The sequence below is a fragment of the Streptomyces aurantiacus genome (assembly GCF_027107535.1).
Classification (GTDB): Bacteria; Actinomycetota; Actinomycetes; order Streptomycetales; family Streptomycetaceae; genus Streptomyces.
Map to the genome: position 1 here is coordinate 7,856,848 of NZ_CP114283.1, position 17,371 is coordinate 7,874,218.

General features: G+C 70.1%; 19 protein-coding genes. 3 read left to right on the plus strand and 16 right to left on the minus strand.

Translation table 11 applies throughout. The annotated features are described in order from the left end of the window. Window positions 1–2: 2 nt before the first annotated feature. From O1Q96_RS36615 to O1Q96_RS36625, 3 genes are all read right to left on the minus strand, one after another. Window positions 3–701: an SDR family oxidoreductase gene (locus tag O1Q96_RS36615; RefSeq protein ID WP_269252210.1), complete on the minus strand. Its 699-nt coding sequence runs from the start codon at window positions 699–701 to the stop codon at window positions 3–5. A 61-nt stretch (window positions 702–762) separates the two neighbouring features. After that, a complete protein-coding gene (locus O1Q96_RS36620; RefSeq protein ID WP_269252211.1) occupies window positions 763–1,302 on the minus strand; it encodes an LOG family protein in 540 nt (179 codons plus the stop codon). A gap of 28 nt (window positions 1,303–1,330) precedes the next feature. Next, on the minus strand, window positions 1,331–2,143 hold the full coding sequence (locus O1Q96_RS36625; protein WP_269252212.1) for a class I SAM-dependent methyltransferase: 813 nt from the start codon (window positions 2,141–2,143) through the stop codon (window positions 1,331–1,333). 138 nt (window positions 2,144–2,281) lie between these two features. On the opposite strand from O1Q96_RS36625, the gene O1Q96_RS36630 reads away from it, so the two are divergent. After that, window positions 2,282–2,605 (plus strand): DUF427 domain-containing protein, encoded by a 324-nt coding sequence (locus O1Q96_RS36630; protein WP_269252213.1) that lies wholly within the window; start codon window positions 2,282–2,284, stop codon window positions 2,603–2,605. Window positions 2,606–2,648: 43 nt separating this feature from the next. On the opposite strand, the gene mnmA is transcribed toward O1Q96_RS36630, so the two are convergent. Continuing rightward, the gene (mnmA, locus tag O1Q96_RS36635) at window positions 2,649–3,779 is read right to left on the minus strand and encodes a tRNA 2-thiouridine(34) synthase MnmA (RefSeq protein ID WP_269252214.1); all 1,131 of its coding nucleotides are present in this window, start codon (window positions 3,777–3,779) and stop codon (window positions 2,649–2,651) included. A 60-nt stretch (window positions 3,780–3,839) separates the two neighbouring features. Between mnmA and O1Q96_RS36640 the strand changes: the two genes are divergently transcribed. Continuing rightward, on the plus strand, window positions 3,840–4,523 hold the full coding sequence (locus O1Q96_RS36640; RefSeq protein ID WP_269252215.1) for an N-acetylmuramoyl-L-alanine amidase: 684 nt from the start codon (window positions 3,840–3,842) through the stop codon (window positions 4,521–4,523). 120 nt (window positions 4,524–4,643) lie between these two features. On the opposite strand, the gene O1Q96_RS36645 is transcribed toward O1Q96_RS36640, so the two are convergent. The 3 genes from O1Q96_RS36645 to O1Q96_RS36655 all read right to left on the minus strand — a co-directional run bounded on the left by O1Q96_RS36645 (window position 4,644) and on the right by O1Q96_RS36655 (window position 6,552). Beyond that, window positions 4,644–5,813: a cysteine desulfurase family protein gene (locus O1Q96_RS36645; RefSeq protein ID WP_269252216.1), complete on the minus strand. Its 1,170-nt coding sequence runs from the start codon at window positions 5,811–5,813 to the stop codon at window positions 4,644–4,646. 251 nt (window positions 5,814–6,064) lie between these two features. Next, entirely contained in the window at window positions 6,065–6,334 is a 270-nt protein-coding gene (locus O1Q96_RS36650; protein ID WP_217454161.1) for a DUF4190 domain-containing protein, read from the minus strand. A 53-nt stretch (window positions 6,335–6,387) separates the two neighbouring features. Next, a complete protein-coding gene (locus O1Q96_RS36655) occupies window positions 6,388–6,552 on the minus strand; it encodes a hypothetical protein (protein ID WP_269252217.1) in 165 nt (54 codons plus the stop codon). A 173-nt stretch (window positions 6,553–6,725) separates the two neighbouring features. Between O1Q96_RS36655 and O1Q96_RS36660 the strand changes: the two genes are divergently transcribed. Continuing rightward, window positions 6,726–7,343, plus strand: coding sequence for a TetR family transcriptional regulator (locus O1Q96_RS36660; RefSeq protein WP_269252218.1), 618 nt, complete (start codon window positions 6,726–6,728; stop codon window positions 7,341–7,343). A 135-nt stretch (window positions 7,344–7,478) separates the two neighbouring features. Here O1Q96_RS36660 and O1Q96_RS36665 read toward each other — a convergent pair whose 3' ends face one another. From O1Q96_RS36665 to O1Q96_RS36705, 9 genes are all read right to left on the minus strand, one after another. Further along, window positions 7,479–7,829 carry a hypothetical protein gene (locus tag O1Q96_RS36665; RefSeq protein WP_269252219.1) on the minus strand — a complete coding sequence of 117 codons (351 nt, stop codon included), beginning with the start codon at window positions 7,827–7,829 and terminating at the stop codon, window positions 7,479–7,481. Window positions 7,830–8,069: 240 nt separating this feature from the next. Further along, window positions 8,070–8,930: a thioesterase family protein gene (locus tag O1Q96_RS36670; RefSeq protein WP_269252220.1), complete on the minus strand. Its 861-nt coding sequence runs from the start codon at window positions 8,928–8,930 to the stop codon at window positions 8,070–8,072. A 90-nt stretch (window positions 8,931–9,020) separates the two neighbouring features. After that, window positions 9,021–9,683, minus strand: a complete 663-nt coding sequence (locus O1Q96_RS36675; protein WP_269253876.1) for a trimeric intracellular cation channel family protein — start codon at window positions 9,681–9,683, stop codon at window positions 9,021–9,023. Between the two features lie 78 nt (window positions 9,684–9,761). Then, entirely contained in the window at window positions 9,762–11,015 is a 1,254-nt protein-coding gene (locus O1Q96_RS36680) for a dipeptide ABC transporter ATP-binding protein (RefSeq protein ID WP_269252221.1), read from the minus strand. A 23-nt stretch (window positions 11,016–11,038) separates the two neighbouring features. Continuing rightward, window positions 11,039–12,136 carry an ABC transporter ATP-binding protein gene (locus O1Q96_RS36685; protein ID WP_269252222.1) on the minus strand — a complete coding sequence of 366 codons (1,098 nt, stop codon included), beginning with the start codon at window positions 12,134–12,136 and terminating at the stop codon, window positions 11,039–11,041. After that, window positions 12,133–13,131, minus strand: a complete 999-nt coding sequence (locus O1Q96_RS36690) for an ABC transporter permease (protein WP_217454153.1) — start codon at window positions 13,129–13,131, stop codon at window positions 12,133–12,135. The genes O1Q96_RS36685 and O1Q96_RS36690 overlap by 4 nt, the downstream gene beginning before the upstream one ends. 151 nt (window positions 13,132–13,282) lie before the next feature. After that, entirely contained in the window at window positions 13,283–15,073 is a 1,791-nt protein-coding gene (locus O1Q96_RS36695; protein WP_269252223.1) for an ABC transporter substrate-binding protein, read from the minus strand. A 62-nt stretch (window positions 15,074–15,135) separates the two neighbouring features. Continuing rightward, the gene (locus tag O1Q96_RS36700) at window positions 15,136–16,149 is read right to left on the minus strand and encodes an ABC transporter permease (RefSeq protein ID WP_269252224.1); all 1,014 of its coding nucleotides are present in this window, start codon (window positions 16,147–16,149) and stop codon (window positions 15,136–15,138) included. A 342-nt stretch (window positions 16,150–16,491) separates the two neighbouring features. Then, window positions 16,492–17,283, minus strand: coding sequence for an enhanced serine sensitivity protein SseB C-terminal domain-containing protein (locus O1Q96_RS36705; RefSeq protein WP_217454150.1), 792 nt, complete (start codon window positions 17,281–17,283; stop codon window positions 16,492–16,494). Window positions 17,284–17,371 lie beyond the last annotated feature (88 nt).

Here is a 17,371-nt window from a genome sequence, read left to right on the forward strand (position 1 = left end):
GGTCAGCGGCCCGGGCGCACCGTCAGGTCGTTGACCTCGGCGTCCCTCGGCAGGTCCAGGGCCATCACGATGGTCGTCGCGACGGACTCCGGGTCGATCCACTGCGAGGCGTCGTACTCCTTGCCCTCCTGCTGGTGGACCTTGGCCTGCATGGGGCTCGCGGTGCGGCCGGGGTAGACGGAGGTGACGCGGACGCCGTTCGCGTGCTCCTCGTGGCGCAGGGAGTCGGCGAGGGCCTTCAGGCCGTGCTTGGACGCGGCGTACGCGGACCACTCGTGGCCGGCCTTGAGACCGGAACCGGAGTTGACGAAGATCACATGGCCCTGGGCGACCCGGAGTTGGGGCAGGAAGTGGCGGGTCAGCTCGGCGGGCGAGATCAGGTTGACGTCGAGCTGGTGGCGCCAGGTCTTCGGGGTCAGGTCGCCGACCCGGCCGAGGTCGATGACGCCCGCGACATGCAGGAGCGAGTCCACCCGGTCGGGCAGCGTCTGGTGGGAGAACGCCCAGGAGAGCCGGTCCGGTTCCGCGAGGTCGCCGACGAGGGTGCGAGCCCCGGGGAACTCGGCGGCCAGCTCCTTCGCGCGGCCCGCGTCGCGCGCGTGCAGCACGAGATCGTCCCCGCGCGCGTGGAGGCGGCGGGCGACGGCCGCGCCGATGCCGGAGCCGGCCCCGGTGATCACATGAGTAGCCATGCCCGCCATGCTCGCACGCGCGTGTCCCGCCCCCGCCGGGCCCTGCGGCCGGTGCCCGACCGCCCCCGGCTCACTGCGTGCCCTGGCTCTCCTCCAGGTAGGCCAGCGCCCCCACCGGCTCCTCGGCGAAGAAGACCAGGTCCGTGAGGGGCTTCGGCAGGAAACCCTCGGCGTCCATGCGCCGGAACTGCTCCTTTAGGCCGTCGTAGAACCCCGCCGTGTTGAGCAGGACGACCGGCTTGTCCGTGTGCCCGTGCTTCTTCAGCTCGAGGATCTCGGTCGCCTCGTCGAGGGTGCCCGTACCGCCGACCATGATGACGACGGCGTCGGCGCGCTCCAGGAGCAGGGCCTTGCGCTCGGCGAGGTCCCGGGCGACCACCATCTCGTCCGCGCCCGTCCGCGCCTTGGCGACGAGGAACTCGACGGAGACGCCCACCAGCCGTCCGCCCGCCTCCTGGACGCCGTCGGCTACCACCTTCATGAGTCCGACGTCCGAACCGCCCCACACGAGGGTGTGCCCGCCCTTGCCGAGCAGTTCGGCGAACTCGCGGGCGGGCCGGGTGTAGCGCTCGTCGAGGTCGGCGGCGGAGAGGAAGACACAGATTCTCATGGCTCCACGCTACGGGCCCGCGCGGGCCTCACGAGACGGATCCGGCCTCACGGGCCCGCTCGGGAGCGGCGGTGACGCGCAGCTTGGACTGCCGGTGCGGGAGTGCCTCCCAGTCGTCGAGGAAGCGGGCCGACAGGCCGTGCCGGGCGGCGAGTCCGGCGAGGGTCTCCGTGCGGTAGTAGAAGTCCTCGTGCAGGACCTGGTGTTCGGTGCCCTCGGTCCGGTCGAAGGTGAAGTCGAAGAAGCCGCCGGGTGCCAGGATCCGGCCGACGTGGGCGAGGCACTCGTCGATGACGTGCGCCGGCGAGTGCGAGAACACGCTGTGCGCGTGCACCACGTCGAAGTGGGCGTCCGGCAGGAACGCGAACGTCAGGTCGTCGGTCAGCGTCAGATGGGGCAGCTTGGCCTGGAGCCCTTCCCGTACGAGGGTGTCCTGGGCGGCGATGAGGATGTCGGGCGAGATGTCGATCCCGTAGTAGTTGCCGCTGTCCAGGTGGTCGATGAACAGCCGTCCGGCGCGCAGGTTCCCGCAGCCGATCTCCAGCATCCGGTGCTCCGGCCTCAGTCCGTGCCGCACCAGGTAGTCGAACTGCATCCGGCCGATCTGCGCCCACCGGTCGGGGGACGGGTTGTGGCCCACCGCCGCCTCGGTGCAGCGGGCGGCGTCGGAGGCCATCACGGCCCGGTAGTAGGCGATGTGGTCGTGGCCGTACCGGAGCCGCAGCCAGGCGTCCCGCGCGGCCCTGCGCGCGTGGGCGGGCACTTTCCCCGGGTTCCGCAGGGCGTAGCGCGCTCGGTGGGTGAGGCTCCCGCGGTCGCGGGTCAGGCTCGTGGCGCCCATGAGGACCTCCGGCGGAGAGATGCCAGTGGGGAGTACGACGGGGTGAGGGCCCGAAAACGGGCCCCGAAGCCGGGGAAGAACACGACAGCAGCCTGCGCTGTACCGGGCGAGACCGCTACCCGAGGAGGCCCAGAAGCCGTGACCGCAGGCCACCGCATCACCGTCGAGCAGGGCACCGAGCACGTCCGCGTCGTCCACGGAGGGCAGGTGCTCGCGGAGAGCACACGCCCTCTGCTGCTGCGCGAGACGGGCCTGCCCGTGCGCTACTACCTCCCCGTGGAGGACGTACGCCTCGACCTGCTGACGCCGTCGCAGACCCACACCCACTGTCCGTTCAAGGGTGACGCGTCCTACTGGTCGCTGCCGGACGCCCCCGATCTCGTCTGGACGTACCCCGACCCGAAGCAGGAGGTCGCGGAGATCAAGGACCACCTGTGCTTCTACGAGGTGGAGGTCGTCTGAACCGTCGGCCGGTCCGGGCCCCGCGCCCGGGCCGTCGGCGGGTTCAGACCGTTGCGGCCGCAGCCCGGGTGGTCGTCGCGATCGTCGCCGAGCCCACCACGCGGGTGTCGTCGTAGAGGACGATCGCCTGGCCGGGGGCGACGCCGCGGACCGACTCGGCGAAGCGCACCCGGAGCTCGCCGTCGACGAGCTCGGCGGTGACCGTCGTCTCGCCGCCGTGGGCGCGGAGCTGGGCGGTGTACGTGCCGGGGGCGGTCGGGGCCGCGCCGCACCAGCGGGGCTTGACGGCTGTCAGCCCGCTCACGTCCAGGGCGTCGGCCGGGCCCACCGTCACGGTGTTGTTCACCGGCGAGATGTCGAGGACGTACCGCGGCTTGCCGTCGGCGGCCGGGGTCCCGATGCGCAGGCCCTTGCGCTGGCCGATCGTGAAGCCGTACGCGCCCTCGTGGCTGCCGAGGACCGCGCCGGACTCGTCGACGATGTCGCCCTCCGCCTTGCCGAGACGCTTCGACAGGAAGCCCTGGGTGTCGCCGTCGGCGATGAAGCAGATGTCGTGCGAGTCGGGCTTCTTGGCGACGGCCAGGCCCCGCCGCTCGGCCTCCGCGCGGATCTCGTCCTTCGTGGTGACCGTGTCGCCGAGGGGGAACAGCGCGTGCGCGAGCTGGCGGTCGTCCAGGACGCCGAGGACGTACGACTGGTCCTTGGCCATGTCGGAGGCGCGGTGCAGCTCGCGCGTGCCGTCCTCGTTCACCAGGACCTTGGCGTAGTGGCCCGTGCAGACCGCGTCGAAGCCGAGGGCGAGGGCCTTGTCGAGCAGGGCCGCGAACTTGATCTTCTCGTTGCAGCGCAGGCAGGGGTTCGGGGTGCGGCCGGCCTCGTACTCGGCGACGAAGTCCTCGACCACGTCCTCGCGGAACCGCTCGGCGAGGTCCCACACGTAGAACGGGATGCCGATGACGTCCGCGGCGCGGCGGGCGTCCCGCGAGTCCTCGATGGTGCAACAGCCACGCGCGCCCGTGCGGAACGACTGCGGGTTCGCCGAGAGGGCGAGGTGGACACCGGTCACGTCGTGCCCGGCCTCCGCGGCGCGGGCGGCGGCGACGGCGGAGTCCACACCGCCGGACATGGCGGCCAGTACTCGGAGGGGGCGGGGGCGCTGCGTGGTCTCAGTCATAACCCTTCAAGGGTACGGGTCGCCGGGAACCGGAGCCCGCGAGTATCCGTTCACGATCACATGGGCGACTCGACGAACGACTCGGACCGGCGCATCGGGCGCCGCGGCCTGCTCATCGGCGGCGCCGCGGCCGCCGTGGGCACCGCCGTGCTGGCCCGGGACGAGCTGGGGCGCCTGTGGTGGCGGCTGCCGAGCGTGGAGAAGCCGCGCAAGGAGGGCGAGGTCGACTTCCGGGGTGCGCGCTGGGTGGCGGCGTCCTCGGGGAACTGGCGAAGGGCCGACCGTCCCGACGACTTCGGCATAGACCGCGTGATCATCCATGTCACGCAGGGCAGTTACAACAGCGCGGTGAAGGTCTTCCAGGACCCCGCCCACGGCGCCGCCACGCACTACATCGTCCGCCAGGACGGCCGCATCACCCAGATGATCCGCGAGCTGGACGTGGCCTTCCACGCGGGCAACCGCGAGTTCAACGAACGCAGCGTGGGCATCGAGCACGAGGGCTTCGTGGACCGGCCCCAGGACTTCACGGACGCGATGTACGAGGCGTCCGCCCGTCTGACGGCCCGGATCTGCGCCCGGTACGACCTCCCGATCGACCGGCAGCACATCATCGGCCACGTCGAGGTCCCGGGCACGGACCACACCGATCCCGGACCGCACTGGGACTGGGACCGCTACATACCGCTCGTCCGCAAGGCTGCGAAGCAGGCAGCGACAGCCACACCGACGGCCGGCGCATAGCCGGCCGAGGTCACGCCCTGCGAGGGGCGCGGGGAACCGCGCGATTGGCCCCCACCGGCCCGCGGCCACACACGACAGCAGCCACGCACGCCACCCGAGCGAAGCGAACCGGCGGAGCCGTCAGCTCAGACCCGCCGACCGAGCCCGTTCCACCGCCGGGCCGATCGCCTTCGCGACCGCCTCGACGTCCGTCTCCGTCGAGGTGTGGCCGAGGGAGAAGCGGAGGGTGCCGCGGGCCAGGTCGGGGTCGGTGCCGGTGGCGAGAAGCACGTGGCTGGGCTGGGCCACGCCCGCCGTGCACGCGGAGCCCGTGGAGCACTCGATGCCCTGGGCGTCGAGCAGCAGGAGCAGGGAGTCGCCCTCGCAGCCCGGGAAGGTGAAGTGGGCGTTCGCGGGAAGTCGGCCCCCTTCCGACGGGTCGCCGCCGAGGATCGCGTCGGGCACGGCCGCGCGTACCGCGTCGACCAGGTCGTCGCGCAGCGAGCCGATCTCGCGGGCGAACCACTCGCGCTGCTCGGCGGCGGTCCGGCCCGCCACGGCGAACGCGGCGACGGCGGGCACGTCGAGGGTTCCGGAGCGCACGTGGCGCTCCTGGCCACCGCCGTGCAGGACCGGTACGGGGCTGTACTCCCGGCCGAGCAGCAGCGCCCCGATGCCGTACGGGCCGCCGATCTTGTGCCCGGAGACAGTCATCGCGGCGAGTCCCGAGGCGCCGAAGTCGACCGGGATCTGACCGAAGGCCTGGACCGCGTCGGCGTGCAGCGGGATGTCGAACTCCCCTGCCACGTCGGCGAGTTCACGAACCGGCATGACCGTGCCGATCTCGTTGTTCGCCCACATGACGGTCGCGAGGGCGACGTCGTCGGGGTTGCGGGCGACGGCCTCGCGCAGGGCGTCGGGGTGGACGCGGCCGTACCGGTCGACGGGGAGGTACTCGATGGTGGCGCCCTCGTGCTCGCCCAACCAGTGGACGGCGTCGAGGACGGCGTGGTGTTCGACGGGGCTGGCGAGGACGCGGGTGCGGGCGGGGTCGGCGTCGCGGCGGGACCAGTACAGGCCCTTCACCGCGAGGTTGTCGGCCTCGGTGCCGCCGGAGGTGAAAACCACCTCGCTGGGGCGGGCGCCCAGGGCGTCCGCCAGGGTCTCGCGGGCCTCCTCGACCGCCCGGCGGGCGCGGCGGCCGGCGGCGTGGAGGGAGGAGGCGTTGCCGGTGACGGCGAACTGGGCGGTCATCGCCAGGGCCGCCTCCGGAAGCATGGGGGTGGTCGCGGCGTGGTCGAGGTATGCCATGGTGGCCCGATTCTATGGCCCGCCGTCTGCCGGGCCGGTCGGGCGGGGGGTGTACGGCCTCGGGCCTCCGCCGGCGCCCCTGCCCGGTCCGCCGGGCATGCACCCGGGACCGGACATGGCCGCGCACACCTTCCCCGCTCCTGGGTCCGCCGGGGCGGAGCCTCGTCGGTCCGCGGAACGACAGCCCGCCGCACGGCGGTTGCCGGCGGCTTCTTCGCCGCGAGGGGGCCGCTCCGGTGGCGGCGCCGCCGTCAGAAGCTCCAGGACAGGGTGCTGTCCGCCGACATGAAGGCGGCCAGGACCAGGAGGTCGGCGACGCCCAGGCCGAGGCCGAGGAAGGCGCGCCCGCGGCGGGTGGTGCCCCGGTAGAGGGCCACGGAGGCGAGTGCGATGGAGACGGGGCCGAGGAAGATGTTCAGCGCGAGCAGGCCGACGAGGCCGAGGATGAAGGACGCGACGGCCATGCCGTCGGCGTCACGGGCGGCGCTCCGGGGCCGCGGCGCGGCGGTGGTGAGTTCCATGTGTCTGCTCCCAGCAGGCAGTCGTACGGGGACGGGTGGAGGTTGCGGTCGGTTCAGCTGGAGGTCCGGCGCCGTCGGCCGTGGCGCTCGCGGACCGCGAAGACGGCCAGCCAGACGCCGATGACCGCGGCGGCGACGAGGGTGAAGGACAGAGGTGCGTGGGCCACGGTGCCCAGCACGACGCCCAGCAGCAGCAGCGCTGCGACGAGGAACAGCATGAGATGCCTCCCGTGGAAGTCCGGCGAGTCGCCGTGCCCGGTCCGGGTGTCCCCGGATGTTTCAGGGAGCCGACGATTCGGTGAACGCTTGTGGTTACAGTTGTTCACTGACTCCAGAGTCTAGCCTGTCAGGCGACTTTCCAATCACAGAGAACAGTTGTTAACTGCATGGCATGAGTCACAGTCTCGGCGTCCGGCAGGCCCAGAAACAGAAGACCCGACAGGCGTTCCTGGACGCCGCGTTGGGCCTGCTGGAGGAGCAGAGCCTCAGCAGCCTGGGCCTGCGCGAGGTCACCCGGGCCGTCGGCGTCGCCCCGACCGCGTTCTACCGGCATTTCCACTCGACCGCGGATCTGGGCGTCGCCCTGGTCGAGGAGGCGCTGGGCAGCCTGCATCCGATGATCTCCGGCACGGTGTCCGCGTCCGGCGACAGCGACGAACGCATAGACCGGGCCGTCACCCTGATCGCCGGTCACGTACGCGAGCACCCGGCGCACATCCGGTTCATCGCCCGCGAGCGCAACGGCGGTGTGCAGAAGGTCCGGGCCGCGATCGCGGAGCAGATGGACCGCTTCACCGACGAGGTGACGGCCGAACTGGCCAGGCAGCCGGAGTCGGCCGGCTGGACCGACGACGATCTGCGGATGCTCGCCGGGCTGTACGTCGACCAGATGCTGATGACCGCCAGCACCTTCCTGGAGGCGGCTCCCGAGGAGGAGGACCGGGTGGCCCGGGTGGCCGTGCGCCGGATGCGCCTGATCAGCATCGGCCGCCGCCACTGGCTGGGCTGACGCCCTCCGGCCGCACGACTCACCCCCACGCCCGCATCCACCGGGCACGTCGGCGGGCACGCGCGAAGGGTGCGTACGGGGACCGCCCCGTACGCACCCTTCGCCCTCTCCTGCGCCCGACCTGGCGCGGGCAGGTCAGCCCTGCGTCTGCTGCCCCTGGTTCCCGTTCTGGTTCTGGCCCTGGGCGCCGCCTGGGCCGCAGCCGCCGCCCTGGCCGCCCCCCTGCCCGCCGGGGCCGCCGCTGGGCGCACCCGACGGCTTTCCGGAAGGCGCGCCAGACCGGACCTCCCCCGTCGGGCCGCCGGACGGCGCTCCCGAGGGCGCGCCGCTCGGCATTCCCGAGGGAGCCTGGCAACTCTGCTGTCCCGAAGTTCCGCTGCCGCTGCCGCTGCCCGAGGACGAGGAGTCGCCCGAGCCGCAGGCCGTCAGCAGGAGCGGCGAGAGGGCCAGCAGGGCGACGGCCGGGACGTGACGTACACGCTTCATGAGGGCAACTCCCGTTGTATGAGCCGGTTCTGAGAGGCGCATGCAACCAACGGTCCTTGGGTGCCGCATGGGCGCGCACTGTGCGCCACCTGTGGCCAGGGCGCGGTGCGGCGTTACAAACCGCCGCCGACCTGCGCTTTTACGGGCTCCGTTCAACTCCCCTGCTGGTACAGCTCCGTGACGAGGGCCGCCACCCGCGCCCGGTTCCCCACACACCGCGGACGCTCCGCCCAGGCGTCGTCAGCCGAGGCGCACCCGGGCCAGTTGGCGCGACTGTGCGACGAGCCGGTCCGCGCTGTCCCAGACCTCGGCGTCCTCCTCCAGGAAGCCGCCGGCGAGGTTGCGGGTGGTGATGGCGACCCGGAGGGGGCCCGGCGCCGGGCGGCAGCGCACGTGGACGGTCAGCTCGACGGTGGGCACCCAGCCGGTCAGGCCGATCTCGAAGGCGGTCGGCGGCAGCGCGTCCACCGCGAGGAGCAGCGAGAGGGGATCCGCGTCGCGGCCGTCGGCGAGGCCGAACCAGGCCCGCATCTCGCCCTTGCCGGACGGCGCCCCGAGGGCCCAGCCGAGCGTGGCGGGGTCGAGCTTGAGCATCAGCCGGTCGGTGATGGCGGAGCTGCCGGGGACGGGCGCGGGGCTGTCCGCGGGCCCGAAGCACTGGTCGATCGGGGCGATGGCGGGCGGCTTCGCGGTCGTACGGACGTCGTCGGGCAGGCTGTCGAGGTCTCCGTACGAGGCGAGTACACGGATCCGCTCGGTCTCGCGGCCCTCGTCGTCGTACTGGAACAGGGACGCCTGGCCGGTGGAGAGGGTGCGGCCGGTGCGGACGACGTCGGTGCGGACGACCGCCGGGCCCGGCTGGGACGCCGTCAGGTAGTGCGCCGAGATCGTGAACGGGTCGGAGTGCGGCAGGGCGTCCGCGAGCGCGCGGCCGAGGACGGCGAGGAGGTAGCCGCCGTTGACGGCGCTGATGATGGTCCACCCGGCGGACAGGTCGATGTCGTAGACGCCGGGTTCGCGTCGGGTGACCGCGGTGTCGCGGTCGAACTCGCTGTCGCCGATCCTGGCCCGTGTCGCGTGCAGGGAAGCTGCTTCTGGCATGCCTGAACGCTACAACAGGAAATTACTAAGCGGTAGCTTTCCCTGTTTCTGTCACATGAACGCCGACAGCGGACGCGGGAGCGGGGGCCCTCAGTCCGGCACCTCGACCGCCGTCGAGCGCCGGTGCCACGCCCGGGGCGCGCGCCAGTGGTAGCGCATCGCGAGCAGCCGCAGCGCGAAAGCGGTGACGACGGCGAGCGCGGACGTGTAGGGCGTCAGCACGTCGTAGCGGATGCACAGGGCGACCATCGTGGCACCGACCATGGCGGGCACGGCGTACAGGTCGCGGTCCCAGCGCAGCAGCGAGGGCACCTCGTTGGCGAGGACGTCCCGCAGCACACCGCCGCCGACGGCCGTCGCCAGTCCGAGGGTCGCGGAGGCGGTGAGGCCCAGCCCGTACTCGTACGCCTTCGTCGTGCCCGCGACGCAGAAAAGGCCGAGCCCGGCCGCGTCGAAGACGTTCACCCCGAGCTGGATCCGCTCCACCTCCGGATGGAGGAAGAACACGAGAAGGGTGGCGAGCAGGGGTGTGAGGAAGTACCCCAGGTCCGTGAAGGCGGCCGGCGGCACGGCCCCGATGACCAGGTCCCGGAACAGTCCGCCACCCAGCGCGGTGACCTCGGCGAGGACGGCGATGCCGAAGACGTCGAAGTTCTTGCGCACGGCCAGCAGCGCCCCGGAGATCGCGAAGACGAAGATGCCGATCAGTTCGAGCGTGTGCTGAACGGAGGGAGTGAAGAGTTGCTGGAGCACCTGCACATTCTCACCCAGCACTGAGCCCCCGCCTTGCGTTGCAAGGCAGGGGCTCAGTGCTGCTCACTTCTCAGTGGCCTACTTCTCCTTGGCGGGAGTGTCGCCTTCGGAAGCGTCGGCTTCGGGAGCGGTCTCGGCGGGAGCCTCCGTGACGGTGGCCGAATCCGCGACCTCCGCCGCGACGGCCGCCGACGTCTCCGCGGACTCCGCGAGCACCTCGTCGGCCACCAGCTCCGCCGCCTCCTTCGCGACGGTCAGCAGCACCGTGTCCTGCGGGGCCTGGTCCTCGAAGTTCTCCGGGTGGTGGCAGGCCACCTGCTGACCGGGCTTCAGCTCGAGCATCGGCGGCTCGGTGGTCGTGCAGATCTGCGTGGCCTTCCAGCACCGCGTGTGGAAGCGGCACCCGCTCGGCGGCGAGATCGGCGAGGGAACGTCACCCTTGAGCAGGATCCGGTCGCTCTTGGCCGACCTGCGCCGGGGGTCCGGGATCGGCACGGCCGACATCAGCGCCTTGGTGTACGGGTGCATCGGCGCCTTGTACAGCGACTCACGGTCCGCCAGCTCCACGATCTTGCCGAGGTACATCACGGCGATACGGTCCGAGACATGGCGTACGACGGACAGGTCGTGCGCGATGATCACGTACGTGAGGCCGAGCTCCTGCTGGAGGTCGTCCAGCAGGTTCACCACCTGCGCCTGGATCGACACGTCGAGCGCGGAGACCGGCTCGTCCGCCACGACCAGCTTCGGGTTGAGCGCGAGCGCGCGGGCGATGCCGATGCGCTGGCGCTGGCCGCCGGAGAACTCGTGCGGGTAGCGGTTGTAGTGCTCGGGGTTGAGACCGACCACCGACAGCAGCCGCTGGACCTCCTTCTTGACACCGCCCTCGGGCGTGACGCCCTGGAGCTTGAAGGGGGCGCTGATGATCGTGCCGATGGTGTGGCGCGGGTTCAGCGACGAGTAGGGGTCCTGGAAGATCATCTGGACGTCGCGGCGCATCGGGCGCATCGCGCCCACCCCGAGGTGCGTGATGTCCTTGCCCTCGAACTCCACGGTGCCCGCGGTCGGTTCGAGCAGCCGGGTGATCAGCCGGCCCATCGTCGACTTGCCGCAGCCGGACTCGCCCACGACGCCCAGGGTCTCGCCGGACCTGACCTCGAAGTCGATGCCGTCGACCGCCCGCACCGCGCCGGCCTGCCGCTGGAGCAGTCCCTTGCGGATCGGGAAGTGCTTCTGTAGCCCGGTCACCTTGAGGATCGTCTCGCCGGGGGCGGCGTCCTTGGTGAGGACCGCACCCGAGGCCGAGCCGTCGCTCTGTGCAGGGATGGCCACTGCTTTGTCCTCTGCGTTGTCACTCACAGCTTCGGCGCAATCTCTTCGGTCCAGATCCGTTCCCGCTGCTCCTGCGTCATGTGACACGCGGCCCAGTGCTGGCTGCCCACCTCGGACAGCTCGGGGCGGACCGTGCGGGTGACGTTGTCCTTGGGGACGTCCGCGTACGGGCAGCGCGGGTTGAAGGCGCAGCCGGACGGGATGTTGATCAGCGAGGGCGGTGAACCCTTGACCGGGATCAGCCGCTCGGTCTGCTCACGGTCGAGGCGCGGCATCGAACCCAGCAGACCCCAGGTGTACGGGTGCCTCGGCTCGTAGAAGACCTTCTCGGCGGGGCCCCGCTCGATGCAGCGGCCGCCGTACATCACCAGGATGTCGTCGGACAGTTCGGCGACGACGCCCAGGTCGTGGGTGATGATGATGACCGCGGAGCCGAACTCCTTCTGCAGGTCACGGATGAGGTCGAGGATCTGCGCCTGGACGGTCACGTCCAGGGCGGTCGTCGGCTCGTCCGCGATCAGCAGTTCGGGGTTGTTGACCAGCGACATCGCGATCATCGCGCGCTGGCGCATACCGCCGGAGAACTCGTGCGGGTAGTTGTCGACCCGCTTGTCCGGCTGGGGGATGCCGACCCGGTCGAGCATCTCGACGGCCCGCCTGCGGGCCACCTTCTTGTCGACCTTGTGGTGGATCCGGTAGGCCTCCACGATCTGCTGACCGATCGTGTAGTACGGGTGCAGCGCCGACAGCGGGTCCTGGAAGATCATCGCCATCTCGCGGCCACGCAGCTTGCGCACGTAGTCCGGGTCGGCGGAGAGCAGTTCCGTGCCGTCGAGCCAGATCTCGCCGGAGATCTGCGCCTTGCGCTTGCCGTACTGACCGGCGGTGTGCAGACCCATGATGCCGAGCGAGGTCACCGACTTGCCCGAGCCCGACTCGCCCACGATGCCGAGGGTCTTGCCCTTCTCCAGCGTGAAGCTGAGCCCGTCGACGGACTTGACCAGGCCGTCGTCGGTCGGGAAGTGGACCTTCAGGTCGCGGACTTCCAGGAAGGCGGAGGGGGCGGGCGAGTCCTTGACGGGCTCGGTCATGGCCGCTCCGGTCTTGCTGAGTTCGGTCATGACAGCCTCACACGGGGGTCGATCACGGCGTACAGGAGGTCGACGACCAGGTTGGCGAAGATCACGGCGAGCGAGGTGATCAGCGTGACGCCCAGGATGATCGGCAGGTCCTTGGTGTTGATCGCCGTCAGCACGGCCTGGCCGAGGCCCGGCAGGCTGAAGGTGGTCTCGGTGAGGATCGCGCCGCCGATCAGGGCACCCAGGTCCATGCCGAACATGGTCAGGATCGGCGTCATGGTCGAACGCATGGCGTGCTTGCCGATGACGACCGGCTCGCGCAGGCCCTTGGCACGGGCCGTGCGGATGTAGTCCTCACCCAGGATCTCCAGCATGGTGGCGCGGGTGATCCGGGCGTACATGGCCGCGTAGAGGAAGGCCAGGGTGACCCAGGGCAGGATCATGCCCCCGAGCCAGCCGCTGAAGCTCTCCTCCAGCGGGACGTACTGGCCGTCGATCCATCCGAGGCCGTAACTGAAGACCGCCAGTGACAGCAGACCGGTGAAGTAGATCGGGAGCGAGACACCGCTGAGGGCGACGATCATCGCACCGCGGTCCCACAGGGAGCCGCGCTTGAGCGCGGAGAGCACACCCGCCGCGACACCGAAGATCAGCCACAGGACCGCGGCACCGAGCGCGAGAGCCAGGGTCACTGGGAAGCGGTCGGTGAGTACGGGCCAGATGGCCTGCTCGTTGCGGAACGAGTAACCGAAGCACGGGGCCGCGCAGTTCGTGACGTCGCCGCCCGACGCGTAGGTGCGCCCGACGAAGATGCCCTTGAAGAACTCCCAGACCTGGACGAAGATCGGCTCGCCCAGCCCGAGCTTCTGCCGTACGGCCTCGATCGCCGCGGGGTCGGCCTGCTTGCCCACGAACATCGTGGCCGGGTCCACGCCCGCCCAGCGGGGGACGAGGAAGAAGATGCAGAAGACCACCAGAATGATGACCACCAGCATCACTGCGGCGGCGAAGAGCCGCCTGATGAGGTAAGCGAGCACTGCTCTCGGCCCGACGGCGGGGCCGCGGGCCACCGGAGGTCTTTCCCCCACTGCCTTAAAGGCGTGGGAGGTGCCCCCAGGTGGCCCGCGGGTCACGCCGCGCCGGCCTTCACCTGCCTTTCGTGCCGTATGGCGGGTGCGCCGGTCGGGATTACTTCTTCAGAGCCAGGTTCACGAAGTCGTACTGACCGCTGTAGTTGTCGGTCGTGTAGACGTTCGCGAGGTTGCTGCCACGCCAGTTGACGAACTTCTCGAAGACGAAGGGCAGGTAGTAGCCGCCCTCCATGACCTTGTGGTTGATCTCCGTGGAGAGCTCGACCTTCTTCGCCTCGTCGAGCTCCTTGACGTAGTCGTCGAAGAGGCCGTCGATCGTCTTGTCCTTGATCAGGGCGAAGTTGTTGTTGCCGCTCTCAAGGATGTACTTGCCGCTCCACAGCGGCAGACCGAAGCCCTGGACGGTCGGGAAGTCCGGACCCCAGCCCATGATGATGATGCCGTAGTTCTTCTTCTTGACGTTCGCGGGGCTGCCGATGATGCCGCTGGTCTGCGCGCCGTCGTACTGGTCGATCTCGGCGGTGATGCCGACCTTCTTCAGCGAGGCCTGGAGGGACTCGGCGGTGGCGACCTCGACCGGCTTGTTGTTGCGGACCGCGATGGTGGTCTTGAAGCCGTTCGGCTGGCCGCAGGCCTTCAGCTCTTCCTTGGCCTTGGCGACGTTGCCCTTCTTGTTCGTCGTGGCCGACTCGTACGGGTCGTACTTCTGGCCCTCGGCGCCCGGGACGGACGGCGGCAGCATGTTGGTGCCGATGTCACCACCGGCCACCGGGCCACCGCGCGCGGTCTGCAGCGACTCGTGGTCGGCGCCGTAGATCACGGCCTTGCGGCAGTGCTCGTTGTCGAACGGCTTGACGCTCTGCGGGAAGACCGCGTAGCGGACGTAGCCGGAGACCGGGTTGTCCAGGTTGCCCTTGTGCTGCTTCAGGGCGGTGGTGCGGCCCTGCGGGGACATGCCGGTCTGGTTGATGTCCAGGTCGTAGTCGCCGTTGATCAGACGCTGGTCCATGTCATTGGCGTTGGTGAACAGGGTCAGCGTGATCTTGTCCGGGTACGCCTTGCGGATCTTGTCCGAGGACGCCTTCCACTCCGGGTTGCGGACCAGGGTCAGCGACTTGTTCGGCGTGTACGACTCGAACTTGTACGGGCCGGACGAGAACGGCTTCAGGCCGTACTTGGACTTGGTGTCCTTGTCCTGGCGGACCGGCGAGGAGGAGGCCAGCGCCAGCATGTCCTCGAAGTCCGAGTTGGCCTGCGGCAGCTTGAAGACGATGGTCTTGTCGTCCGGCGTCTCGATCGCCTTCAGACCCAGCTTGTCCGCGGACTTGTCCTTGTACGGGCCCTTGTACTCGCCCTTGGGGTCGAGGACGTCCTTCAGGTAGACCGGACCGCCGGACAGCACGTCCTGCGCCCACTGACGCTCGATGCCGTACTTGACGTCCTTGGAGGTGATCGGCTTGCCGTCCTCCCAGGTCACCCCGTCACGCAGTGTGTAGGTGTACGTCTTGCCGTCGTCGCTGATCTTCGCCGTGCTGGTGGCGAGGTCCGGGGAGAGCTCGGCGCCCTTGGCACCGGGCTCGGCGTTGCCGGTCACCAGCGTGCGGCTGTAGTACCGCATGAAGTTCCAGGCGAAGCCGTAGTAGCCACGCGTGGTGTCCCACGAGTCGGCGTCCTGGACGCCCGCGAACTTCAGCGTGCCGCCCTTCTTGGCGAGGGAGGCCTGCGCGACCTTGTTGTTCGCCGCGTTGAAGCCGGCCGCGCCGTTCTTCGAGCCGCCGTCGTCGTCGTTGCCGCCGCCGCCGCACGCCGCCGTGGACAGCAGTGCAGCGACCACGGCTGCGGCGGCCGCAGCCTGCTTACGCCGCCCTGTGGTGCGTTGGGTAATCACTCGGATCCTCCGTGTGTGTAGCGGCCCGTCGACAGATGACGGGGCCCTGGGGGTACGGCAGTTCAGCGGGAACCCTTCGGGTCGAGCGCATCGCGTACGCCGTCGCCGAAGAGGTTGAAGGAGAGCACGGTGATGAAGATCGCTACACCCGGGATGACCATGTACATCGGATCCGAGTCGTAGTAGTCGATCGCGGAGGAGAGCATCTGCCCCCACGAGGCGGAGGGCGGCTTGACGCCCACGCCCAGGAAGCTCAGCGCCGCCTCGGTCAGGATGTTGGTCGGGATCATCATCGTCGTGTAGACGATGATCGGCGCGACCAGGTTGGGCAGCAGTTCCTTGAACAGGATGTAGAAGCGGCCCGCCCCGAGGCTGCGCGCGGCCTCGACGTACTCGCGCTCGCGCATGGACAGCGTCTGGCCGCGCACCACACGTCCGACATAGGGCCAGCCGAAGAAGCCGATCACCAGGATCATGACGAACAGGCGCACGCCCGTGCCGGTCAGGCCCAGCATCTCGTTCGGCATGACCGAGACCAGCGCGATGATGAAGAGCAGCTGCGGGAAGGCCAGCAGGCCGTCCATCACCCGGCTGATGACGGCGTCCAGCCAGCCGCCGAAGTAGCCGGCGAGTACGCCGAGGACGGTGCCGAGCACCACCGCGACCAACGCCGACAGGAAGCCGACCAGGAGCGACACCCGGGCGCCGTAGACGATCCGGGCGAAGATGTCGCGGCCGCTGACCGGTTCGACACCGAAGAGGTGGTCCCCGCTGATGCCGCCGAAGGACCCGGTGGGAGTCGAGAAGAGCGGGTCGATCAGGTCCTCGTGGTGGGTCTCGGGGTCCTGGCCGACCAGACTCGTGATCACGGGAGCGAACAGCGCGATCAGGATCAGCACGAGTACGACGACACCGCCCGTCAGGGCGAGCTTGTCCCGCTTCAGGCGCTCCCAGGCGATGCGGCCGAGGGAACGCCCCTGTACCGCCTTCGCCTCGGCGGAGCCCGCGGCGAGCGCCGCCTCCTCGGCCGCACTCGGGGCGGCTTCGGCCGTCGGCTCGTGCAATGGTGCCGTCATCGTGGCAGGGACCCCTCTCAACCGGCGGTAGCCGGCCCACGCTTGCCGCTGTAGCGGCGTGATCAGTCCGTCGTACACAGGGGCGAAAACCCCCTGGACCGGGAGTCTTCAACGCCTCAGCGATCTGTAGCCAGACCTGACGGTGAATGGATGCGCAAACGTGATGCTGTCTGGGGGGTTCCGTTATCCGAACGCCGGGTAACGGGGGTCGGACGCATGACATTTGGTGCGGAACGGGCCTTGCATCCCATTTACCCGCGTAGATCGGGACATTCCGCCCGGAGGCGGTGTGGGAATGCGAGGAGGAACTCCACGAGGTGGACGCGGTCCACCCCGATCATCTCAGTACGCGCCGGGGAACCCGTACCCGCCGGCCGCCGGAGCCTGGACCGGCGCCGCGTGCGCCTCCCGGTCGTAGAACGGCCGGGCGTGCGCCCGCAGCCACAGAGCCACCGGGTCGTACTCGTCCGACATGGCGACGGTCGACACCGGCAGGCCGTCCGGCACCGCGCCGATGGACTGCTGCATCATCGCCCGCACCGAGTCCACGGCGGGCGGGCTGGTGTCGTACACGTCGAGCCCGATGGCGAGATACGGCGCCCCGAGCGAGGGCTGCACCCAGGCGCGGCGCAGCGAGCGGACGGCGGTGGTCCGGTGCGCGTTCTGCGTGAGCAGGGCGTAGAACTGCGGGATCTCGATGCCCGGCTCGGACAGTCTCAGCGGGCCCGCGGGCTGCCGCTCCAGACCGGTGGCGATACGGCGCAGATCCAGCCAGGGGATACCGACGCCGCCGCCCGGCGCATGCGGGTTCAGCCAGAGGCCGTAGTGGTCGGGGTAGAGGGTCCGGGCGACGTCGAGCCCGTCGACCACCTCGTACGAACGGTTCCAGCCGCTGGCCGAGAGCTCCTGCGCGGAGGTCACACAGGGGGCGTAACCGAAGCCGTCCACCTGCATGTTCCCGTACTGGGCGTCGGGCGAGCCCGCCTGGCCGTGCCAGAGCAGCATCCAGACCTGGCCGGACGACGGGGTCGCGAGCGCGCGAAGGAGCGCCTCGTAGGCGTCGTAACGCCCGGGCGTCACTTGGCGCAGCATGTGCTCGACCTGCCCGGCCGCGGCCGTGCCCGACGCGCTCACCTTCTACCGCCCCTTCGCGACATCCCTGACATACGGGTCCGTTCGGCGGGGCACTGTGCTCGCTTGAACACGACACCACCCCGACCGA